Genomic DNA, 13638 nt, shown 5'->3' with positions numbered 1-13638 from the left:
AGCAGGTCATGCCGTTTTGAGGGTTCTAAACGGCGCTTGCTGCTACCTACTTGGGACTAGTTGGTTACTTGGCCCGGACCCGGTCCAGGAACTGTCCGGTCCTGGATTCCAGTCCGGCGATTTGCCGAACCACGACGGCGGCCGGGTCCGGGTTGATCTCGTTGACGGGCGGTTCCTTGCGCACGTTGGTGCTGCAGCCGAACTCGGCGCAGATCAGTGTTCCCACGGTGTTGCCGTCCTTGCCGGATTGCCCGGCTTTCTTGGCGACCCACAGGTAAACGTCGTCCTTGGAGAAAACGTCGCGGCACAGTTCGCAGAGGACTACGCGCCTCTTCCCGGACCCGCCTTCAGGAGCCCGGAGCAGGAGTCCGGTGAGCTTGCCCCGGTGCGGAACCACGAGGTAGCCGCGCTGGGGCATTTTCTCGTCGCGCCAACCAAGGAATTCGAGGTTGTCCCAGTCGAGGGTTTCGAAGTTGCGCGGAAGGTTGAGCTTGGCGGCCTCGGAGCGGCTGGCGTTGATGAAGGACGAACGGATCTGTTGGGCAGTGATTTTCTGCATGGCAAAGCTTCTTTCGGGAATGGTCGACGTCCGCGCGGCCACAGTGGGAGCGCGCGGAATGGCAGAAGCCGTCGGTCATCTTGCGAGCTGCAGGGCACAGCGACAAGACCCCTTAAACCAGGGTGCCTGGTGAGCTCAGGAAGATGCCGACGTAAGGGGGAGTGCCAAGCAGGCCAAAGTGGCCACCTCGCCAACCGTGGCAGCGGCAACTGAAACAGCGCGCATGCTCAACCCCTCGTCGTATTCCTTGGAAGCGGTAGTCCGCTGCCGCTATCCTCCCAAAATTGCGGTGATGCTGTCCACCGGGAGGTGATCGAGGGTGTGATCTGCCTCTCACTGGGCGCAAAAGGGGCCACGATGGGAGGATTACGTGACGCAAACGTTTCTTAATTATCGGCAGGCTAGGCTAGCCTTACTTAGGTTCGCATCACTTACTTAAGGAGTCCCGTGGCTTCCCTTCTCCCACGCCGCGCCCTGCTGAAAACAGCAGGAACCGCGACGGCCGCCCTTGCCGCCGTCGCTCTTACCCTCACCGGCTGCTCCACTGGTCCGGCAACTTCCGCTCCGGCATCTGAGCAGGCCGCATCCTCAGCTTTCCCCGTGACCATCAAGAACGTCTTTGGTGAGACCACCATCAAGGAACAGCCCAAGCGCGTAGTCACCGTCTCGTGGGTCAATGACGACGTCGCGATCGCACTGGGCGTTGTTCCCGTGGGTGTTCCGAAGAACGAGTGGGGCAATAACGACAAGGGCTCTACCCCTTGGAAGGACGCAGCACTGGAGAAGCTTGGCGCCGGCTTTGGCACCGACAAGGCTCCGGTCCAGTTCTCCGAGGCGGACGGCATCAACTTCACCGAGATCGCCAAGCTCAGCCCGGACGTTATCCTGGCCGCGTACTCCGGCCTGGAAGAGGCTGACTACAAGAAGCTCAGCGAAATCGCCCCCGTTGTGGCGCAGCCGGAGCTCGCCTACGGTACGCCGTGGCAGGAAAGCACCACCCTCATCGGCAAGGCACTGGGCAAGGAAGCCGAAGCCAAGAAGCTGATCGAGGACACCGAAACCACTGTCAAGGACAAGGTTTCCAAGTTCCCGCAGCTAAAGGACAAGACCTTCATTTACGGCAACCTTGAACCTGCCAAGGGCGACGGCGTCAATGTCTACACCGCGATCGACAACCGCCCCCGCTTCCTCTCCGAAATCGGCATGAAGCTGGCTCCCGTGGTGGAGCAGAACACCAAGAGCGCTACGGAATTCTTCATCCCGTGGTCTGCTGAAAAGGCCAATGAGCTCGAATCCGACGTTTTCGTCACTTGGGTTCCGGATGCCACCACTGCTGACGCCATCAAGGCCGACCCGCTGCTTGGCCAGATCCCGGCCATCAAGAAGGGCGCCCTGGTTGCTGATTCCGACCAGACACTGACTCTCTCCATCTCTGCTTCCTCGCCGCTGAGCCTGCCGTGGGCACTGGACACGTTCCTGCCGCAGCTGGGTAAGGCCGCTGACGCAGCGGGCAAGTAACTGCAATGAAACTGAGTACGACGACGGCGGTCCAGGGGCGGGGCAACGGCACTTCGGTGCCGGCTGGCCCGGGAGGCATCACCCCTGGCGCCGTGGGAACCGGAGGGGGAACCGGTTCCCGGGGCACCGCAGGCAAGCGCACTGCTTGGCTGTTGGTGGCCGTCGTCGTACTCGCCGCAGTGAGCGCCGCCTCCTTGGCGATCGGCGCGCGCGGACTTCCCCTCAACACCGTGTGGGAAGCACTCACCAACTTCAATCCGGCCGACGGTAACCATGCTGTGGTCATCGCCCGGATTCCCCGAACTGTCCTGGGCCTGCTGGCCGGTGCTGCCCTTGGCCTGGCCGGCGCAGCCATGCAGGGTGTGGCCCGCAACCCGCTGGCCGATCCCGGCATCCTGGGACTTAATGCCGGTGCCGCCCTCGCAGTGGTAGTGGGCATCTACGTTTTCGGCATCACGTCCCTGTCCGGGTACATCTGGTTCGCCTTCATCGGCGCCGCAGCGGCCGCCGTCGTCGTTTACGCCATTGCGTCCCGTGGACGGGACGGTGCGACGCCGGTCAAGCTCGCCCTCGCGGGTGCGGCCCTGAGCGCCGGACTGTTCTCCCTGATGAACGTCATCCTGGTTTCGAGCCAGGACACTTTCGACCGTTTCCGCTTTTGGCAGGTGGGCACCATTGGTGGACGTGATTGGTCCGTCCTCCTTCCTGCGCTGCCGTTCCTTGCCATCGGGGCCGTGATTGTCCTGGCCGGCGGCCGCATTCTGAACAGCCTGGCACTCGGCGACGACATTGCCCGTGGCCTCGGCCAGAACGTCGCACTCTCCCGTGCCATCACCGGGCTGGGCATCGTGTTGCTTTGCGGATCTGCCACGGCTGTGGCCGGACCGATTGCCTTCCTGGGGCTTGTCATCCCCCACGCAGTCCGCTCGCTGACCGGGCCGGACTACCGCTGGATCCTGCCGTTCTCCGCGGTTGCGGCCCCCATCCTCCTGATCAGCGCCGACATCGTTGGCCGTGTCATCCTGCTCCCGGGCGAAGTGCCCGCCGGCATCATGACCGCGCTCATCGGGGCCCCGGTCTTCATTTGGCTCATCCGTCGTGGAAAGGGGGCCGGACTATGACCGCCCTCAAAGCCGCTCCCGAGATGGCACATAGCACCAATAATCCCGGCAAACATGGCCATCAATTGTCACTTCGGCGCGTGCTGGGCCCCACCTTCTTCCTCGGGCTCGCTGTAGTCGTCATGTTCGCGGTGTACGTGCTCCTGGGCAGCTACACCGTCACCATCCCGGACTTCTTCACGATCGTCATCAACCACCTGACCGGCGGCGAGAAGATCCCGGGGGCCAGCTTCATCGTCATGGAGCACAAGCTGCCCCGTGCAGTGGTTGGCACGATGATCGGCGTCGCCTTCGGTTTGGCAGGGGCGCTCTTCCAAACCATGTTGCGCAACCCCCTCGCAAGCCCGGACATCATCGGCATCAGCTACGGCGCCAGCGCTGCTGCCGTGACGGCCATCGTGATTTTCGGAGCTTCCGGAGCAGTGGTTTCCGGAGCCGCACTTGGCGGTGCGCTCGGCGTCGCAGCCATCATCTACGCGATCTCCCGCGGTACCGGTTCGGGCGCGGGCGGAGGCAGCCGCGGCAATGCCGCCGGCAACCGTCTCATCCTGGCGGGCGTGGGCATCGCCGCAGCCCTCCATGCGGTGGTCAACTTCCTCATGACCCGCGCCGATATCCGCACCGCCGCCGACGCCCTCATCTGGCTCAACGGATCCTTGAACTCCTCCACCTGGGACCGGGCAGGCGTCCTTGCGGCCTCCCTGCTGGTCCTGATTCCTGCCGTCATTGCCTTGGCCGGCCCGCTGCGCATCCTCGAACTCGGGGACGACGCCGCCGCAGGCCTCGGCATTAAGGTCAACGCCGCCCGGCTGGGACTGGTTCTGACCGCCGTCGGACTCGCCGCCGTCGCAACTGCTGCTGCCGGTCCGGTGGCGTTCGTCGCTTTCCTCGCCGGACCCATCGCGCGTCGTATCGTCCGCAAACCCAGCCTCCCGGCGTCGGCCCTTACCGGTGCGCTGATCGTGCTCCTCGCTGACTTCTTCGCCTCCAACATCGCCCCCGTCATCCTCGACGGAACCGTCCTCCCGGTCGGCGTCATCACCGGCGCCCTCGGTGCACCCTTCCTGCTGTGGCTGCTGGTCACGTCGAACCGAAAGGAGGCCTGACATGGCCATCCTTAATGCCCAGGACCTGACGCTCCAATACGAGCAGCGCAAGGTGGTGGAGGGGCTCTCCACCGAAATCCCCGAGGGCAAAGTGACCATGATCGTGGGCGCCAACGCCTGCGGAAAATCCACGCTCCTGCGAGGCCTCTCCCGCCTGCTCAAGCCGGCTGGCGGCTCGGTGACACTCGACGGCAAGGACATCCACACCCGTCCCGCCCGCGAACTAGCACGGACGCTCGGCCTGCTCCCGCAGCACCCGACTGCTCCCGACGGCATCACCGTCCGGGATCTTGTGGGGCGCGGCCGCTACCCGCACCAAGGCTTCTTCCGCAGCTGGAGCGCAGCCGACGACGCCGCGGTGCAGCGCGCGCTCGACGCCACCGCCACGTTGGAACTCGCTGAGCGGAGCATCGACGAACTGTCCGGCGGCCAGCGCCAGCGCGTGTGGATTGCCATGGCCCTGGCCCAGGAAACCGAGGTCCTGCTGCTGGACGAGCCGACCACCTACCTCGACCTCGCACACCAAGTGGAAGTCCTGGACCTGGTCACCGACCTCAACCGCAGCCGCGGCACCACGGTGGCGATCGTGCTCCACGACCTCAACCTGGCAGCCCGGTATGCAGACCACGTCATCGCCATGAAGGGCGGGTGCATCGTGGCCGAAGGTCCCGCTCCCGTCGTAGTGACCGAAGAGCTGGTCTTCAACGTCTTCGGCCTGGAATCCCGTGTGGTTCCGGACCCCATCTCAGGTACACCGCTGATCGTCCCCATCGGACGCCACCACGCACGCCCCGCTTCAACCAACGAACTGGAGATCGCCTCATGAGTGCACAACCGACCCAGGCCAAAGCAAGTGCCGCAGTGGAACCCATGACCCTTGCCTTCGACGTCACGGTCACTGCGGTGCAGGAGCTCAGCCCCAACTTCCGCCGGATCACGTTCGGCGGCTACTCGCTGCGCGACTTCGGCGTAGCAGGCGACACCCTGGACCTGCGCGTGAAGCTGATGATTCCGTCCTTCGACGCCGCCGGACAGCAGATCCCGCTGCCTGCCTTCAGGATGGAAGAGGCCGGTTGGTACCAGGAATGGCTGGCCATGGACCCGTCCGTCCGTGGTGACATGCGTACGTACACCGTCCGGTCCGAGCGTCTTGACGCTGTGTACCCGGAAATCGACATCGACTTCGTCATGCACTTCGACGACGCCGGCCATGGTGGACCCGCAGCCAACTGGGCACTTGGAGCGAAACCAGGCGACGCGCTCACCATCATCGGCCCCAACAACCGCGCAGCCCAGTGCACCACGGCCGGCGCATACGGCGGTATTGAATGGCGTCCGGGCCTGGCCCAGCGCATCCTGCTGGCCGGCGACGAAACCGCCGTCCCCGCGATCAGCGCCATCCTCGAAAGCTTGCCCGCCGACATGACCGGCCATGCCTTCCTCGAAGTCCCCGAAGCCGCCGACTTCCAGGACATCAACACCGCAGCTGACATCGAAATCACGTGGCTCGCACGAGGTGCCGCCATCGGACGCTCGCGCCCCCACGGTGAACTCCTCAAGGAAGCCGTGGCCAAGGCCGTTCCCGTGCCGGGCTGGGTTGGCATCAAGGGCGATGGGACCGCAGCCGGACCCGAGCCCGAAGACGTCAACGTGGACCAGGACATCCTCTGGGAAACCCCGCAGCGCATGGACACCGCCGCCATCGAAGCAAGCAAGAACCCCACCCTTCCCGCCGGTGCCCTGCCGTTCTACGCCTGGATCGCCGGCGAAGCGTTCGTGATCAAGGAAATGCGGCGCTACCTGGTCCGGGACGTTGGTATTGACCGTAAGCAAGTTGCTTTCATGGGCTACTGGCGACGAGGCAAGGCAGAGGGCTAAGTCCAGCTCTACCGTTGGGTGGCCGATTGTCGGCCATCCTCGGCGTGCTGCTCCTTCGTCGCTTTGACGCACGCTGCCGGATGCCCGCCAACCGGCCGTGCCGCACCTTTCGTTGCCTCTCCTTCTCCGTCAGGTTTGGGGTGGTTTCTGTGTTCACTTTGGGTTGGTCCGGGCTTAACCGGGGGCGGGTAGCTTCGGTGGGGTGCGGGACGACTTCGGGGATGGGAACAACGTTCGACGGCGGTTTGTCGCCATCGGGGATTCGTTCACCGAGGGCGTGGGGGACCCCAGTAAGGTGCTGCCCAACGGGGTCCGCGGATGGGCCGACCGGGTTGCCGAGAAGTTGGCCAAGGCACAGTCGGGCTGGGAGTACGCCAATCTGGCAGTACGCAGCAAAAGGCTCCGGCACATCATCGACGAACAGCTTGGGCCTGCGTTGGCCATGGAACCAACGCTGATCACGCTCTACGCGGGCGGCAACGACATCCTGGACTTTGGTACTGACATGGATGCGCTCCTCAACGATTACGAGCTGCTCGTCGCACGCCTGAGCGAAACCGGCGCCACCCTGGTCCTGTTCACCGGGTTCGACGTTAAGGTTTCAGCCGTGCTGGAACCCTTCAAGAAGCGCAACACCTTGTACAACCAAAGGGTCCGCGACATCGCAGCCAAATACGGCGCCGTCTTGGTGGACTATTGGTGTTTCGATGCCTACAAAGACTCGCGGATGTGGGCCCCGGACCGGCTGCATATGTCCAAGGCAGGCCACAAGTACTTGGCCGCCCAAGTGTTGGATCACCTCGACGTCCCGCACAAGATCTCGCCCAAGGAATGGGACCCGCCCTCCCGAATGTCCATGCGCGAATGGGAACGCCGGCAGCGCCGCTGGGTGAACGACTGGGTGGTTCCTCTGTTTGGGCGCAAGCTGCGCGGGGTCACACTCGGCGATACGCTCACCCCCCGCTGGCCGGAGCCCGTGAAGGTGCCCCGCAAGGGTGGTTTGAAGAAACTCATGGAAGAGGCGACGCAATGATGAAGCCGGTCCGGTTCGTTGCCCTCGGCGATTCCTTCACCGAAGGTGTGGGCGACAACGATCTCAGGCTCCCCAACAACTGCCGGGGCTGGGCTGATCGTGTTGCAGAAGAAATGGCGCGGAATGATGCCGCAACGCGCTACGCCAACCTCGCCGTCCGCGGCCGGCGCCTTCAACGGATCATGGACGAACAAATCGAGCAGGCCTTGGCCATGGACCCCACCTTGGTCAGCTTCTACGCAGGCGGCAACGATCTCCTCATGGCACGGCTGGACATGGCCAAGCTCATGAGGGACTACGAGGATGCGGTCAGGCGCCTCAAAGCGAGCGGTGCCACGATCCTGCTGTTCACGGGCTACAACGTTCCCTTGTCGCCCCTGCTTGAGCCGCTCAAAGTTCGCACGGCAATCTACAACCGCACCATCCGGCGGATTGCGGCGAAGTACCAAACGCTCTTGGTGGACTATTGGTGCTTCGAGAAGTTCCAGGACCCGCGGATGTGGGCTCCGGATCGCCTGCACATGTCCACTCCGGGGCATGGCTATATGGCCAAGAAGGTCATGGAGGTGCTGAGGGAGCCGCATTCACTCCAGTCGCCCACGCTTGCAGCTCCCCGTCCACGGACCCGCACCGAAAACATCGCCGACGACGTCGCCTGGCTCAGGCGCGACGTCGGACCTTGGCTTTCGCGCCGGCTCCGCGGCGTTTCGAGCGGAGACCACCTGGGGGCGCGCTGGCCCGGGCTCATGCCGGTGGTGCTGCCTGAGAGGCTGGGAACTGCTAAAGCGCAGAAGCCTCAGCTGTCCAGCAGGTTTTCGTAGCCCTCGGCGACACTCGTGGCCGTGAACTCGATGATCTCGAACTCGGCCACTCCGTTGCTGTAGAACGGGTCCTCGGCCAGCGAGGCATCCAGCGCGGCCCTGTCCACTTTGGAGAGCAGCACGCCTCCGGTGGCTGGAACGCGACGTCCCGACGCAAGGAAGATCCCGGCGTCGAACGCGTCCTTAAGCCAAGCCATGTGGCCCGGGCGGTGGAAGTCGACAATTTCGTCGGGAACCTTGTAGGTCAATGAGACGACAAACATGCCGCCAGCCTATCGCCTGTGCCGTGGCCGGCACCCAAATGAAGCAGCGGATTCTCATAAGATGGATGCATGACTCAACCCCGCTGGCTGAACGCCGACGAACGACGTGCTTGGCTGGCCCTGCTGAGCATCAACACCCTGCTTCCCTCGGCTCTGGATACCCAGCTTCAGTCGGCCGGAAAATTGTCCCTGTTCGACTACAACGTACTGGCGATGCTCTCCGAAACCGAGGGCCGTTACCTTCCCATGAGTGAGCTTGCTGCGCGCACGAGTGCCTCCTTGTCGCGCCTTTCGCACGTGGTCACCAAGCTGCAGAAACGTGGCTGGGTTGAACGGCAGGCACACCCCGGTGATGCCCGTGTCACGGTGGCCCACCTGACCGACGCCGGTATGTCCACCATCGTTTCCCTCGCTCCGGGACACGTGGAATCCGTGCGAACCCTGATGCTGGATTCGTTGAGCCCGGAAGACGTGTCCGACCTCGCACGCATCGGAGAGAAGATCGTTGCCCGCCTGGACAACAACCACTGGATCCTTCGCGACTCGTAGCGCTCCCGCCGCGGGCTTTGTGGCCCTGAGCGTTCAAGTGGCAGACTGGCGGCATGGATTTTTCTGCCCGTTACGTTGCCCTGGGGGACTCGTTCACTGAGGGCGTCGGCGACGACGATCCCCACCGTCCCAATGGCGTTCGAGGCTGGGCTGATGTGGTGGCCGGGCAACTGGCTCGCAGCAATGCCGACTTCGGCTACGCCAACCTCGCAATCCGTGGCCGGAAGCTACGCCAGATCATGGCCGAACAGGTGGATGCCGCCGTCGCGATGAAGCCAACCTTGGTGACGCTGTATGCAGGGGCGAACGACATCCTGCGGCCCAAGATCGATATTGACTCCCTTCTTGGGGATTACGACGCCGGCATCGCCAAGTTGAGCGCGACGGGCGCCACCGTGGTCCTCTTCACAGGCTTTGATGCCAAGAGCTCCAAGGTCTTCAGCGCCATGCGCGGCCGGACTGCGATCTACAACGAACTGGTGCGGGAAATTGCCGAGAACCATGGCGCTTTGCTGGTGGATTACTGGCGGTTCGACGAGTACGACGATTGGCGCCTCTGGGGTGAGGACCGGATGCACATGTCCACCGCCGGCCACGTCAACATGGCAAAGCGCGTGCTCGACGTCCTCGAGCATGAGCACGTGATCGAGATTCCCGAACTCGCGCCCGTCCGTTTGATGAACCGCGTGGAGGTCCTGAAGTCCAACGCCCGCTGGTTCCGGGAATCAGCGGCGCCGTGGGTTGCCCGCCGTGTACGCGGCGTGTCCTCCGGCGACGGCTTGAGTCCTAAATACCCCGAACTGATCAGGCCGCTCTAGGCGGCGGACCGGAATTCCGGTGTGGCCAGCAGTTCACCGTCGGGCCGCACAGCGAGCACCTCAACGCCCCATCCGGCAACGGCCTGATCCAACGTCCGGGTTCCGCCGGCGACAATGGCCGTTGCCAGGACGTCAGCCGTGACGATGTCCGCTGCCGCGACGGAGACTTGGACAAACTCCGGCCTGGCCCCTCCTACGGCCCAAATATGGTCGCCGCGTTCGGCAGACCCGGACGTTGCCAGTGCCTTCATGGATTGCAGCGGGAACGCGCCCAGCAACGCCTGGCGATCCAGGGGGTCCAGGATGCCGGCGAGCCAGGGGTCATTCGTGGCGGGCCCGGGTGACCCGCTTACCAGCACGTCACCGCCCGCATTCACGCACCAGTCCTGAAGCCCGAGTGCCCGCAGGGACAGCGCCGCTTCCCGCACGGCATGGGCTTTAACGATCCCGGACAGGTCCAGTCGGCCGTCCGGGCGCTCCGCAGTGAAGGCACCTTCTGTCGCGAGCCGCCACTCGGATGCCTCAGCGTAAAGGTCCCGCATGGTCTCCGAGGCATAGGCCAACGTCAGCTCGCCGCGGGCCAGTCGACTCGCTTCGGAGCCGAGACGGTACAGGCTGAACGCGTGGTCCAGTTTCACGAAGACGCCCTCAACAACCTCGACGGCGGACTCGAGCTCGTCCACGGCGGTATCGGCGTAGGTGTTGCTCGCCACTGTCAGGCTCACCACCGTGCCCATGCTGCGGAAGGTGCGGGCACGGAGCTGTTGTCCGTTAGAAGTTGGCTGCATCGAGGGCTGCCTGAAGCGAGGTGAGGTAGGCGTCGCTGGTGACGGTCGCGCCGCCGATGGTCTGGACGTTGGCGGACTGGGCTTGGAGTACTTCGGACCGCAAAACCGGTGCCGCGCGGCTGCTGATCTGAGCCGACTTCCGTTCAGCATCGGTGAGCTGCAACGCCGTGACTTCCGTGATTTTGCCGCCCTGGATCGTCACTTGCACTTGGACTGTACCGAAGCGGGTCTGGACGGACGCGCCGTCGTACGTTGCCGCCGTCGTGCTTCCCGTGCTGCTGCCGGAACTGCTTCCGGACCCTGCGGAAGAAGACCCGGTAGTGGTGCCTCCGCCGGAACTTGTACCGCCGGAGGCGGTGCCGCCGCTCGTTGCGCTGCTGCCCAGGCTGGTGGTGGTCGCCGTGCCGGTCTCGGCGATATGCGCGCCTGACTGCCAGCCGGCCAGAAGGATACCGGCCGACGCGACGGCGGTTGCCAGTGCTGGTCGAATTCTCACCAGTCAAACCTTTCGTTGTGGAGTTGTTCCGCCGGGACGCCGGCCGCCTGTACGTCCCGGATCACGGAGGAGGCCCAGAGGGCAGGGCCGCAAACGTAGACGTCGGCATTGGCAATTGCGGGTGCGTAGGAGCTGAGCGTGAAGCCGTCGTTGACCGCGTTGCGGGGTAGCCAGGAATGGTCTCCGGAGGACCTTGGCCCGGTCAGGTGGTAGAGCGTGACACCGCGCGCCTGGCAGAGGGCCATGATTTCCTGGCCAAGGAAGAGTTCGGATTCGTCATGGCCGCGGAGCAGGACGATCGCGTGACCAGGGTCAAACGGCGTGGTTTCCAACAGCGACCGCAAGGGCGTGATCCCGATGCCGGCACCAATCATGACCACGTCTTCGCGGGATCGGGCGGCTGTGCTGAACAAGCCGTAGGGACCTTCGATCGCCACCTTGGTGCCTGGCCTGATGTGGGCCAGGCTGGCAGAACCCTCCCCCAGGTTGCGGACAGTGATGCGCAGCTTGCCGGGTCGGTTCCGGCCTCCGGGAACTGGTTCCGCGGAAAGGCTGAACGGGTGCGGCCGCCACCATTGGCCAGGTGCCAGGAATCGCCACAAGAAGAACCTCCCGCCAGAGCCGGCCAACCGTTCAAGGTTCCGTCCCGTCATTTCGATACTGAAGACACCCGGTGCCACACGGACCACCCGGCTGACGGTGAGTTGATGCCTGAAGCTTGCCGCGAGGGGCTGGTATATGCGGAACCAGGCCAGCGCCACGCCCGTGCCGATGCACAGGGCCAGCCAATACCAGCGCTGCCACGTTCCTTCGGCGAATAGCCCGCCTACGCTGAACTGGTGCGGGATAGCCGTCCCAACGGCCGCGTACGTCAGCAAATGCACCACATACCAGAACTCGTAAGGGAACTTGCGGCGGACTGCAACCAGGGACGTCACCACCACGGCAATAAACAGTGCCATGGACACAAATGCCAACCACATGTCAGGCACGTTGACCCAGAGTGAGATGGACTCGCTCAACGGGTCCAGTCCCTCCGCGGCGCCGTATCCAATAGCTAAGAACAGCCCGTGCGCCAGGAGCAGATACAGTGCCGGCTTCCCGAGGGATTTGTGGATCTCCAAGGCACGATCGTGTCCGATCGCGTTGTCGACCACCGGAATTCTTGCCGCCAGCAGCAGCATCAGCAGAACCAGATCCATGCCGATCAGTCCGGCGACGATGCCAAGGGCAGTCATGGTCCCCGCGAAGCTTGAGAAGCCGCTGGCACCGCCGTCGGCCAGCCACAGTGCCACCGCCGCCACACCCGACAACCACCCCACGGCCCCGAGCAAATCTGCCCGGGCAAGTCGCCGTCGTGCCTGGGGACGGAAGCGTTCGACGGCGGGTGGCCGCTTTCGCGAGGCCGTTGCCGGGGCGGTTTCCACCGGCGAATCCGGGGTCAATAACGAGGTCATGACCTAAGACTCACCGAGCATCCTTTCGTTCTGCTGTGAAAGAGCTTTAAGGGGCGTATGATGCCGGATTGGTCTTAATTTGGCCTGGCCCGTAGAATAGTTAGGCGCTAGGTAGTGCGGTTCGTGTGCAATTGCTCCGGTTGGTGGTGACTGTCGGTTTTCCGACATCCCGTTGGCCGGTAGTTAGGGGCTCAAGTTGCGTGCATTCCTGTATTCGCCCGGTATCCCAGGACTTGTTCCAGTGTTGATCACTGCCCGGTCCTGAGGCCAACCTTCTTCGCCGCACTTGCTGCGGAAACTACCGAAATGGTCTGGACCCGGATGCGGACGCTGCCTGTCGCACGGTAACGCAGGAACATCTGCACGCCGTTACATTCAATCTTTGGAGGAGAGTCATGGCAGCACACTGCCAAGTGACCGGAGCCGAGCCGGGCTTTGGACACAGCATTTCGCACTCGCACCGTCGCAACAAGCGTCGGTTCGACCCGAACATTCAGAAGAAGCGCTACTGGGTTCCGTCCCTGCGCCGTAATGTCACGCTGACCCTGTCAGCCCGTGGCATCAAGACCATCGACGTACGCGGCATCGACTCAGTCGTCGCCGACATCCTGGCACGAGGAGTAAAGCTCTAATGGCAAAGGACAAGGACGTACGTCCGATCATCAAGCTGAAGTCCACCGCGGGCACGGGTTACACCTACGTAACCCGCAAGAACCGTCGTAACGACCCGGACCGCCTGGTCCTGAAGAAGTACGACCCCAAGATCCGCCAGCACGTCGAATTCCGAGAGGAGCGCTAAACACATGGCAAAGAAGTCCAAGATTGCTCGCAACGAGCAGCGCAAGGTCATTGTTGAGCGTTACGCTGCCAAGCGTCTCGAACTGAAGAAGACCCTGGTTGACCCCAACGCGACTGACGAAGCACGCGAAGCTGCACGCCTCGGCCTGCAGAAGCTGCCCCGCAACGCCTCCCCGATCCGTCTGCGTAACCGCGACCAGATCGACGGCCGTCCCCGCGGCACGCTCCAGAAGTTCGGTATCTCCCGTGTTCGCTTCCGCGACATGGCTCACCGCGGTGAGCTCCCGGGCATCACCAAGTCTTCCTGGTAATCACGAAGCTCTGAAAGGGGGGGGGGCCGCGGAGGGTGGGGGGGGGGGGGGGGGGTGATTAGTGGGGTGATGCGGGGGGGGGGGGGGGGGGGGGGGGGGGGGGGGGGGGGGGGGGGGGGGGG

Annotated in this window: 18 protein-coding genes; 13 read left to right on the top strand and 5 right to left on the bottom strand. The window is 63.9% G+C overall.

Annotated elements, in window-relative coordinates:
• Positions 1-64 precede the first annotated feature (64 nt).
• Entirely contained in the window at positions 65-559 is a 495-nt protein-coding gene (locus LN996_RS17820) for an FBP domain-containing protein (protein ID WP_231341735.1), read from the bottom strand.
• 178 nt (positions 560-737) lie between these two features.
• Between LN996_RS17820 and LN996_RS23715 the strand changes: the two genes are divergently transcribed.
• The 8 genes from LN996_RS23715 (at position 738) to LN996_RS17785 (ending at position 8036) form a co-directional block, all read left to right on the top strand.
• On the top strand, positions 738-872 hold the full coding sequence (locus LN996_RS23715; protein ID WP_269215811.1) for a hypothetical protein: 135 nt from the start codon (positions 738-740) through the stop codon (positions 870-872).
• A 134-nt stretch (positions 873-1006) separates the two neighbouring features.
• Positions 1007-2077 carry an iron-siderophore ABC transporter substrate-binding protein gene (locus LN996_RS17815; protein WP_231341734.1) on the top strand — a complete coding sequence of 357 codons (1071 nt, stop codon included), beginning with the start codon at positions 1007-1009 and terminating at the stop codon, positions 2075-2077.
• A 5-nt stretch (positions 2078-2082) separates the two neighbouring features.
• Positions 2083-3198, top strand: coding sequence for an iron ABC transporter permease (locus LN996_RS17810; protein WP_231341733.1), 1116 nt, complete (start codon positions 2083-2085; stop codon positions 3196-3198).
• Positions 3195-4304, top strand: a complete 1110-nt coding sequence (locus LN996_RS17805; RefSeq protein ID WP_231341732.1) for an iron chelate uptake ABC transporter family permease subunit — start codon at positions 3195-3197, stop codon at positions 4302-4304. Before LN996_RS17810 ends, LN996_RS17805 begins: the two co-directional genes overlap by 4 nt.
• Before the next feature lies 1 nt (position 4305).
• The gene (locus tag LN996_RS17800) at positions 4306-5130 is read left to right on the top strand and encodes an ABC transporter ATP-binding protein (protein ID WP_231341731.1); all 825 of its coding nucleotides are present in this window, start codon (positions 4306-4308) and stop codon (positions 5128-5130) included.
• On the top strand, positions 5127-6182 hold the full coding sequence (locus LN996_RS17795) for a siderophore-interacting protein (protein ID WP_231341730.1): 1056 nt from the start codon (positions 5127-5129) through the stop codon (positions 6180-6182). The genes LN996_RS17800 and LN996_RS17795 overlap by 4 nt, the downstream gene beginning before the upstream one ends.
• Before the next feature lie 202 nt (positions 6183-6384).
• Positions 6385-7215: an SGNH/GDSL hydrolase family protein gene (locus LN996_RS17790; RefSeq protein WP_231341729.1), complete on the top strand. Its 831-nt coding sequence runs from the start codon at positions 6385-6387 to the stop codon at positions 7213-7215.
• Positions 7212-8036 (top strand): SGNH/GDSL hydrolase family protein, encoded by an 825-nt coding sequence (locus LN996_RS17785; RefSeq protein ID WP_231341728.1) that lies wholly within the window; start codon positions 7212-7214, stop codon positions 8034-8036. Before LN996_RS17790 ends, LN996_RS17785 begins: the two co-directional genes overlap by 4 nt.
• Here the strand turns inward: LN996_RS17785 and LN996_RS17780 are convergent.
• A complete protein-coding gene (locus LN996_RS17780) occupies positions 8012-8299 on the bottom strand; it encodes a YciI family protein (protein ID WP_159708912.1) in 288 nt (95 codons plus the stop codon). The genes LN996_RS17785 and LN996_RS17780 overlap by 25 nt on opposite strands.
• A 69-nt stretch (positions 8300-8368) precedes the next feature.
• Here LN996_RS17780 and LN996_RS17775 point away from each other — a divergent pair, with 69 nt between their 5' ends.
• Both LN996_RS17775 and LN996_RS17770 read left to right on the top strand, forming a co-directional pair.
• On the top strand, positions 8369-8848 hold the full coding sequence (locus tag LN996_RS17775) for a MarR family winged helix-turn-helix transcriptional regulator (RefSeq protein WP_091463442.1): 480 nt from the start codon (positions 8369-8371) through the stop codon (positions 8846-8848).
• Positions 8849-8901: 53 nt separating this feature from the next.
• Positions 8902-9666 carry an SGNH/GDSL hydrolase family protein gene (locus LN996_RS17770; RefSeq protein WP_231341727.1) on the top strand — a complete coding sequence of 255 codons (765 nt, stop codon included), beginning with the start codon at positions 8902-8904 and terminating at the stop codon, positions 9664-9666.
• On the opposite strand, the gene LN996_RS17765 is transcribed toward LN996_RS17770, so the two are convergent.
• The 3 genes from LN996_RS17765 to LN996_RS17755 are packed head-to-tail and all read right to left on the bottom strand — an operon-like array spanning position 9663 to position 12407.
• The gene (locus LN996_RS17765; RefSeq protein ID WP_231341726.1) at positions 9663-10454 is read right to left on the bottom strand and encodes an FAD:protein FMN transferase; all 792 of its coding nucleotides are present in this window, start codon (positions 10452-10454) and stop codon (positions 9663-9665) included. The genes LN996_RS17770 and LN996_RS17765 overlap by 4 nt on opposite strands.
• A complete protein-coding gene (locus LN996_RS17760; protein ID WP_231341725.1) occupies positions 10438-10950 on the bottom strand; it encodes an FMN-binding protein in 513 nt (170 codons plus the stop codon). Before LN996_RS17760 ends, LN996_RS17765 begins: the two co-directional genes overlap by 17 nt.
• Positions 10947-12407: a ferric reductase-like transmembrane domain-containing protein gene (locus LN996_RS17755; RefSeq protein ID WP_231341724.1), complete on the bottom strand. Its 1461-nt coding sequence runs from the start codon at positions 12405-12407 to the stop codon at positions 10947-10949. The genes LN996_RS17760 and LN996_RS17755 overlap by 4 nt, the downstream gene beginning before the upstream one ends.
• Before the next feature lie 395 nt (positions 12408-12802).
• On the opposite strand from LN996_RS17755, the gene rpmB reads away from it, so the two are divergent.
• The 3 genes from rpmB to rpsN are packed head-to-tail and all read left to right on the top strand — an operon-like array spanning position 12803 to position 13516.
• On the top strand, positions 12803-13039 hold the full coding sequence (gene rpmB, locus LN996_RS17750) for a 50S ribosomal protein L28 (RefSeq protein WP_011776361.1): 237 nt from the start codon (positions 12803-12805) through the stop codon (positions 13037-13039).
• The gene (gene rpmG / locus LN996_RS17745; RefSeq protein WP_003798558.1) at positions 13039-13206 is read left to right on the top strand and encodes a 50S ribosomal protein L33; all 168 of its coding nucleotides are present in this window, start codon (positions 13039-13041) and stop codon (positions 13204-13206) included. Before rpmB ends, rpmG begins: the two co-directional genes overlap by 1 nt.
• Positions 13207-13210: 4 nt before the next feature.
• Positions 13211-13516: a 30S ribosomal protein S14 gene (rpsN, locus tag LN996_RS17740; RefSeq protein WP_011776360.1), complete on the top strand. Its 306-nt coding sequence runs from the start codon at positions 13211-13213 to the stop codon at positions 13514-13516.
• Positions 13517-13638 lie beyond the last annotated feature (122 nt).

This window comes from Arthrobacter sp. AK01 (assembly GCF_021109375.1).
Lineage (GTDB): Bacteria > Actinomycetota > Actinomycetes > Actinomycetales > Micrococcaceae > Arthrobacter.
This window is presented reverse-complemented; position numbering and strand designations above follow the sequence as displayed.

Coding starts and splice junctions, on each gene's coding strand:
- LN996_RS17820 (WP_231341735.1), bottom strand. CDS start 559: ATGCAGAAAATCACTGCCCAACAGATCCGTTCGTCCTTCATCAACGCC.
- LN996_RS17810 (WP_231341733.1), top strand. CDS start 2,083: ATGAAACTGAGTACGACGACGGCGGTCCAGGGGCGGGGCAACGGCACT.
- LN996_RS17805 (WP_231341732.1), top strand. CDS start 3,195: ATGACCGCCCTCAAAGCCGCTCCCGAGATGGCACATAGCACCAATAAT.
- LN996_RS17800 (WP_231341731.1), top strand. CDS start 4,306: ATGGCCATCCTTAATGCCCAGGACCTGACGCTCCAATACGAGCAGCGC.
- LN996_RS17795 (WP_231341730.1), top strand. CDS start 5,127: ATGAGTGCACAACCGACCCAGGCCAAAGCAAGTGCCGCAGTGGAACCC.
- LN996_RS17785 (WP_231341728.1), top strand. CDS start 7,212: ATGATGAAGCCGGTCCGGTTCGTTGCCCTCGGCGATTCCTTCACCGAA.
- LN996_RS17780 (WP_159708912.1), bottom strand. CDS start 8,299: ATGTTTGTCGTCTCATTGACCTACAAGGTTCCCGACGAAATTGTCGAC.
- LN996_RS17775 (WP_091463442.1), top strand. CDS start 8,369: ATGACTCAACCCCGCTGGCTGAACGCCGACGAACGACGTGCTTGGCTG.
- LN996_RS17770 (WP_231341727.1), top strand. CDS start 8,902: ATGGATTTTTCTGCCCGTTACGTTGCCCTGGGGGACTCGTTCACTGAG.
- LN996_RS17765 (WP_231341726.1), bottom strand. CDS start 10,454: ATGCAGCCAACTTCTAACGGACAACAGCTCCGTGCCCGCACCTTCCGC.
- LN996_RS17755 (WP_231341724.1), bottom strand. CDS start 12,407: ATGACCTCGTTATTGACCCCGGATTCGCCGGTGGAAACCGCCCCGGCA.
- rpmB (WP_011776361.1), top strand. CDS start 12,803: ATGGCAGCACACTGCCAAGTGACCGGAGCCGAGCCGGGCTTTGGACAC.
- rpmG (WP_003798558.1), top strand. CDS start 13,039: ATGGCAAAGGACAAGGACGTACGTCCGATCATCAAGCTGAAGTCCACC.
- rpsN (WP_011776360.1), top strand. CDS start 13,211: ATGGCAAAGAAGTCCAAGATTGCTCGCAACGAGCAGCGCAAGGTCATT.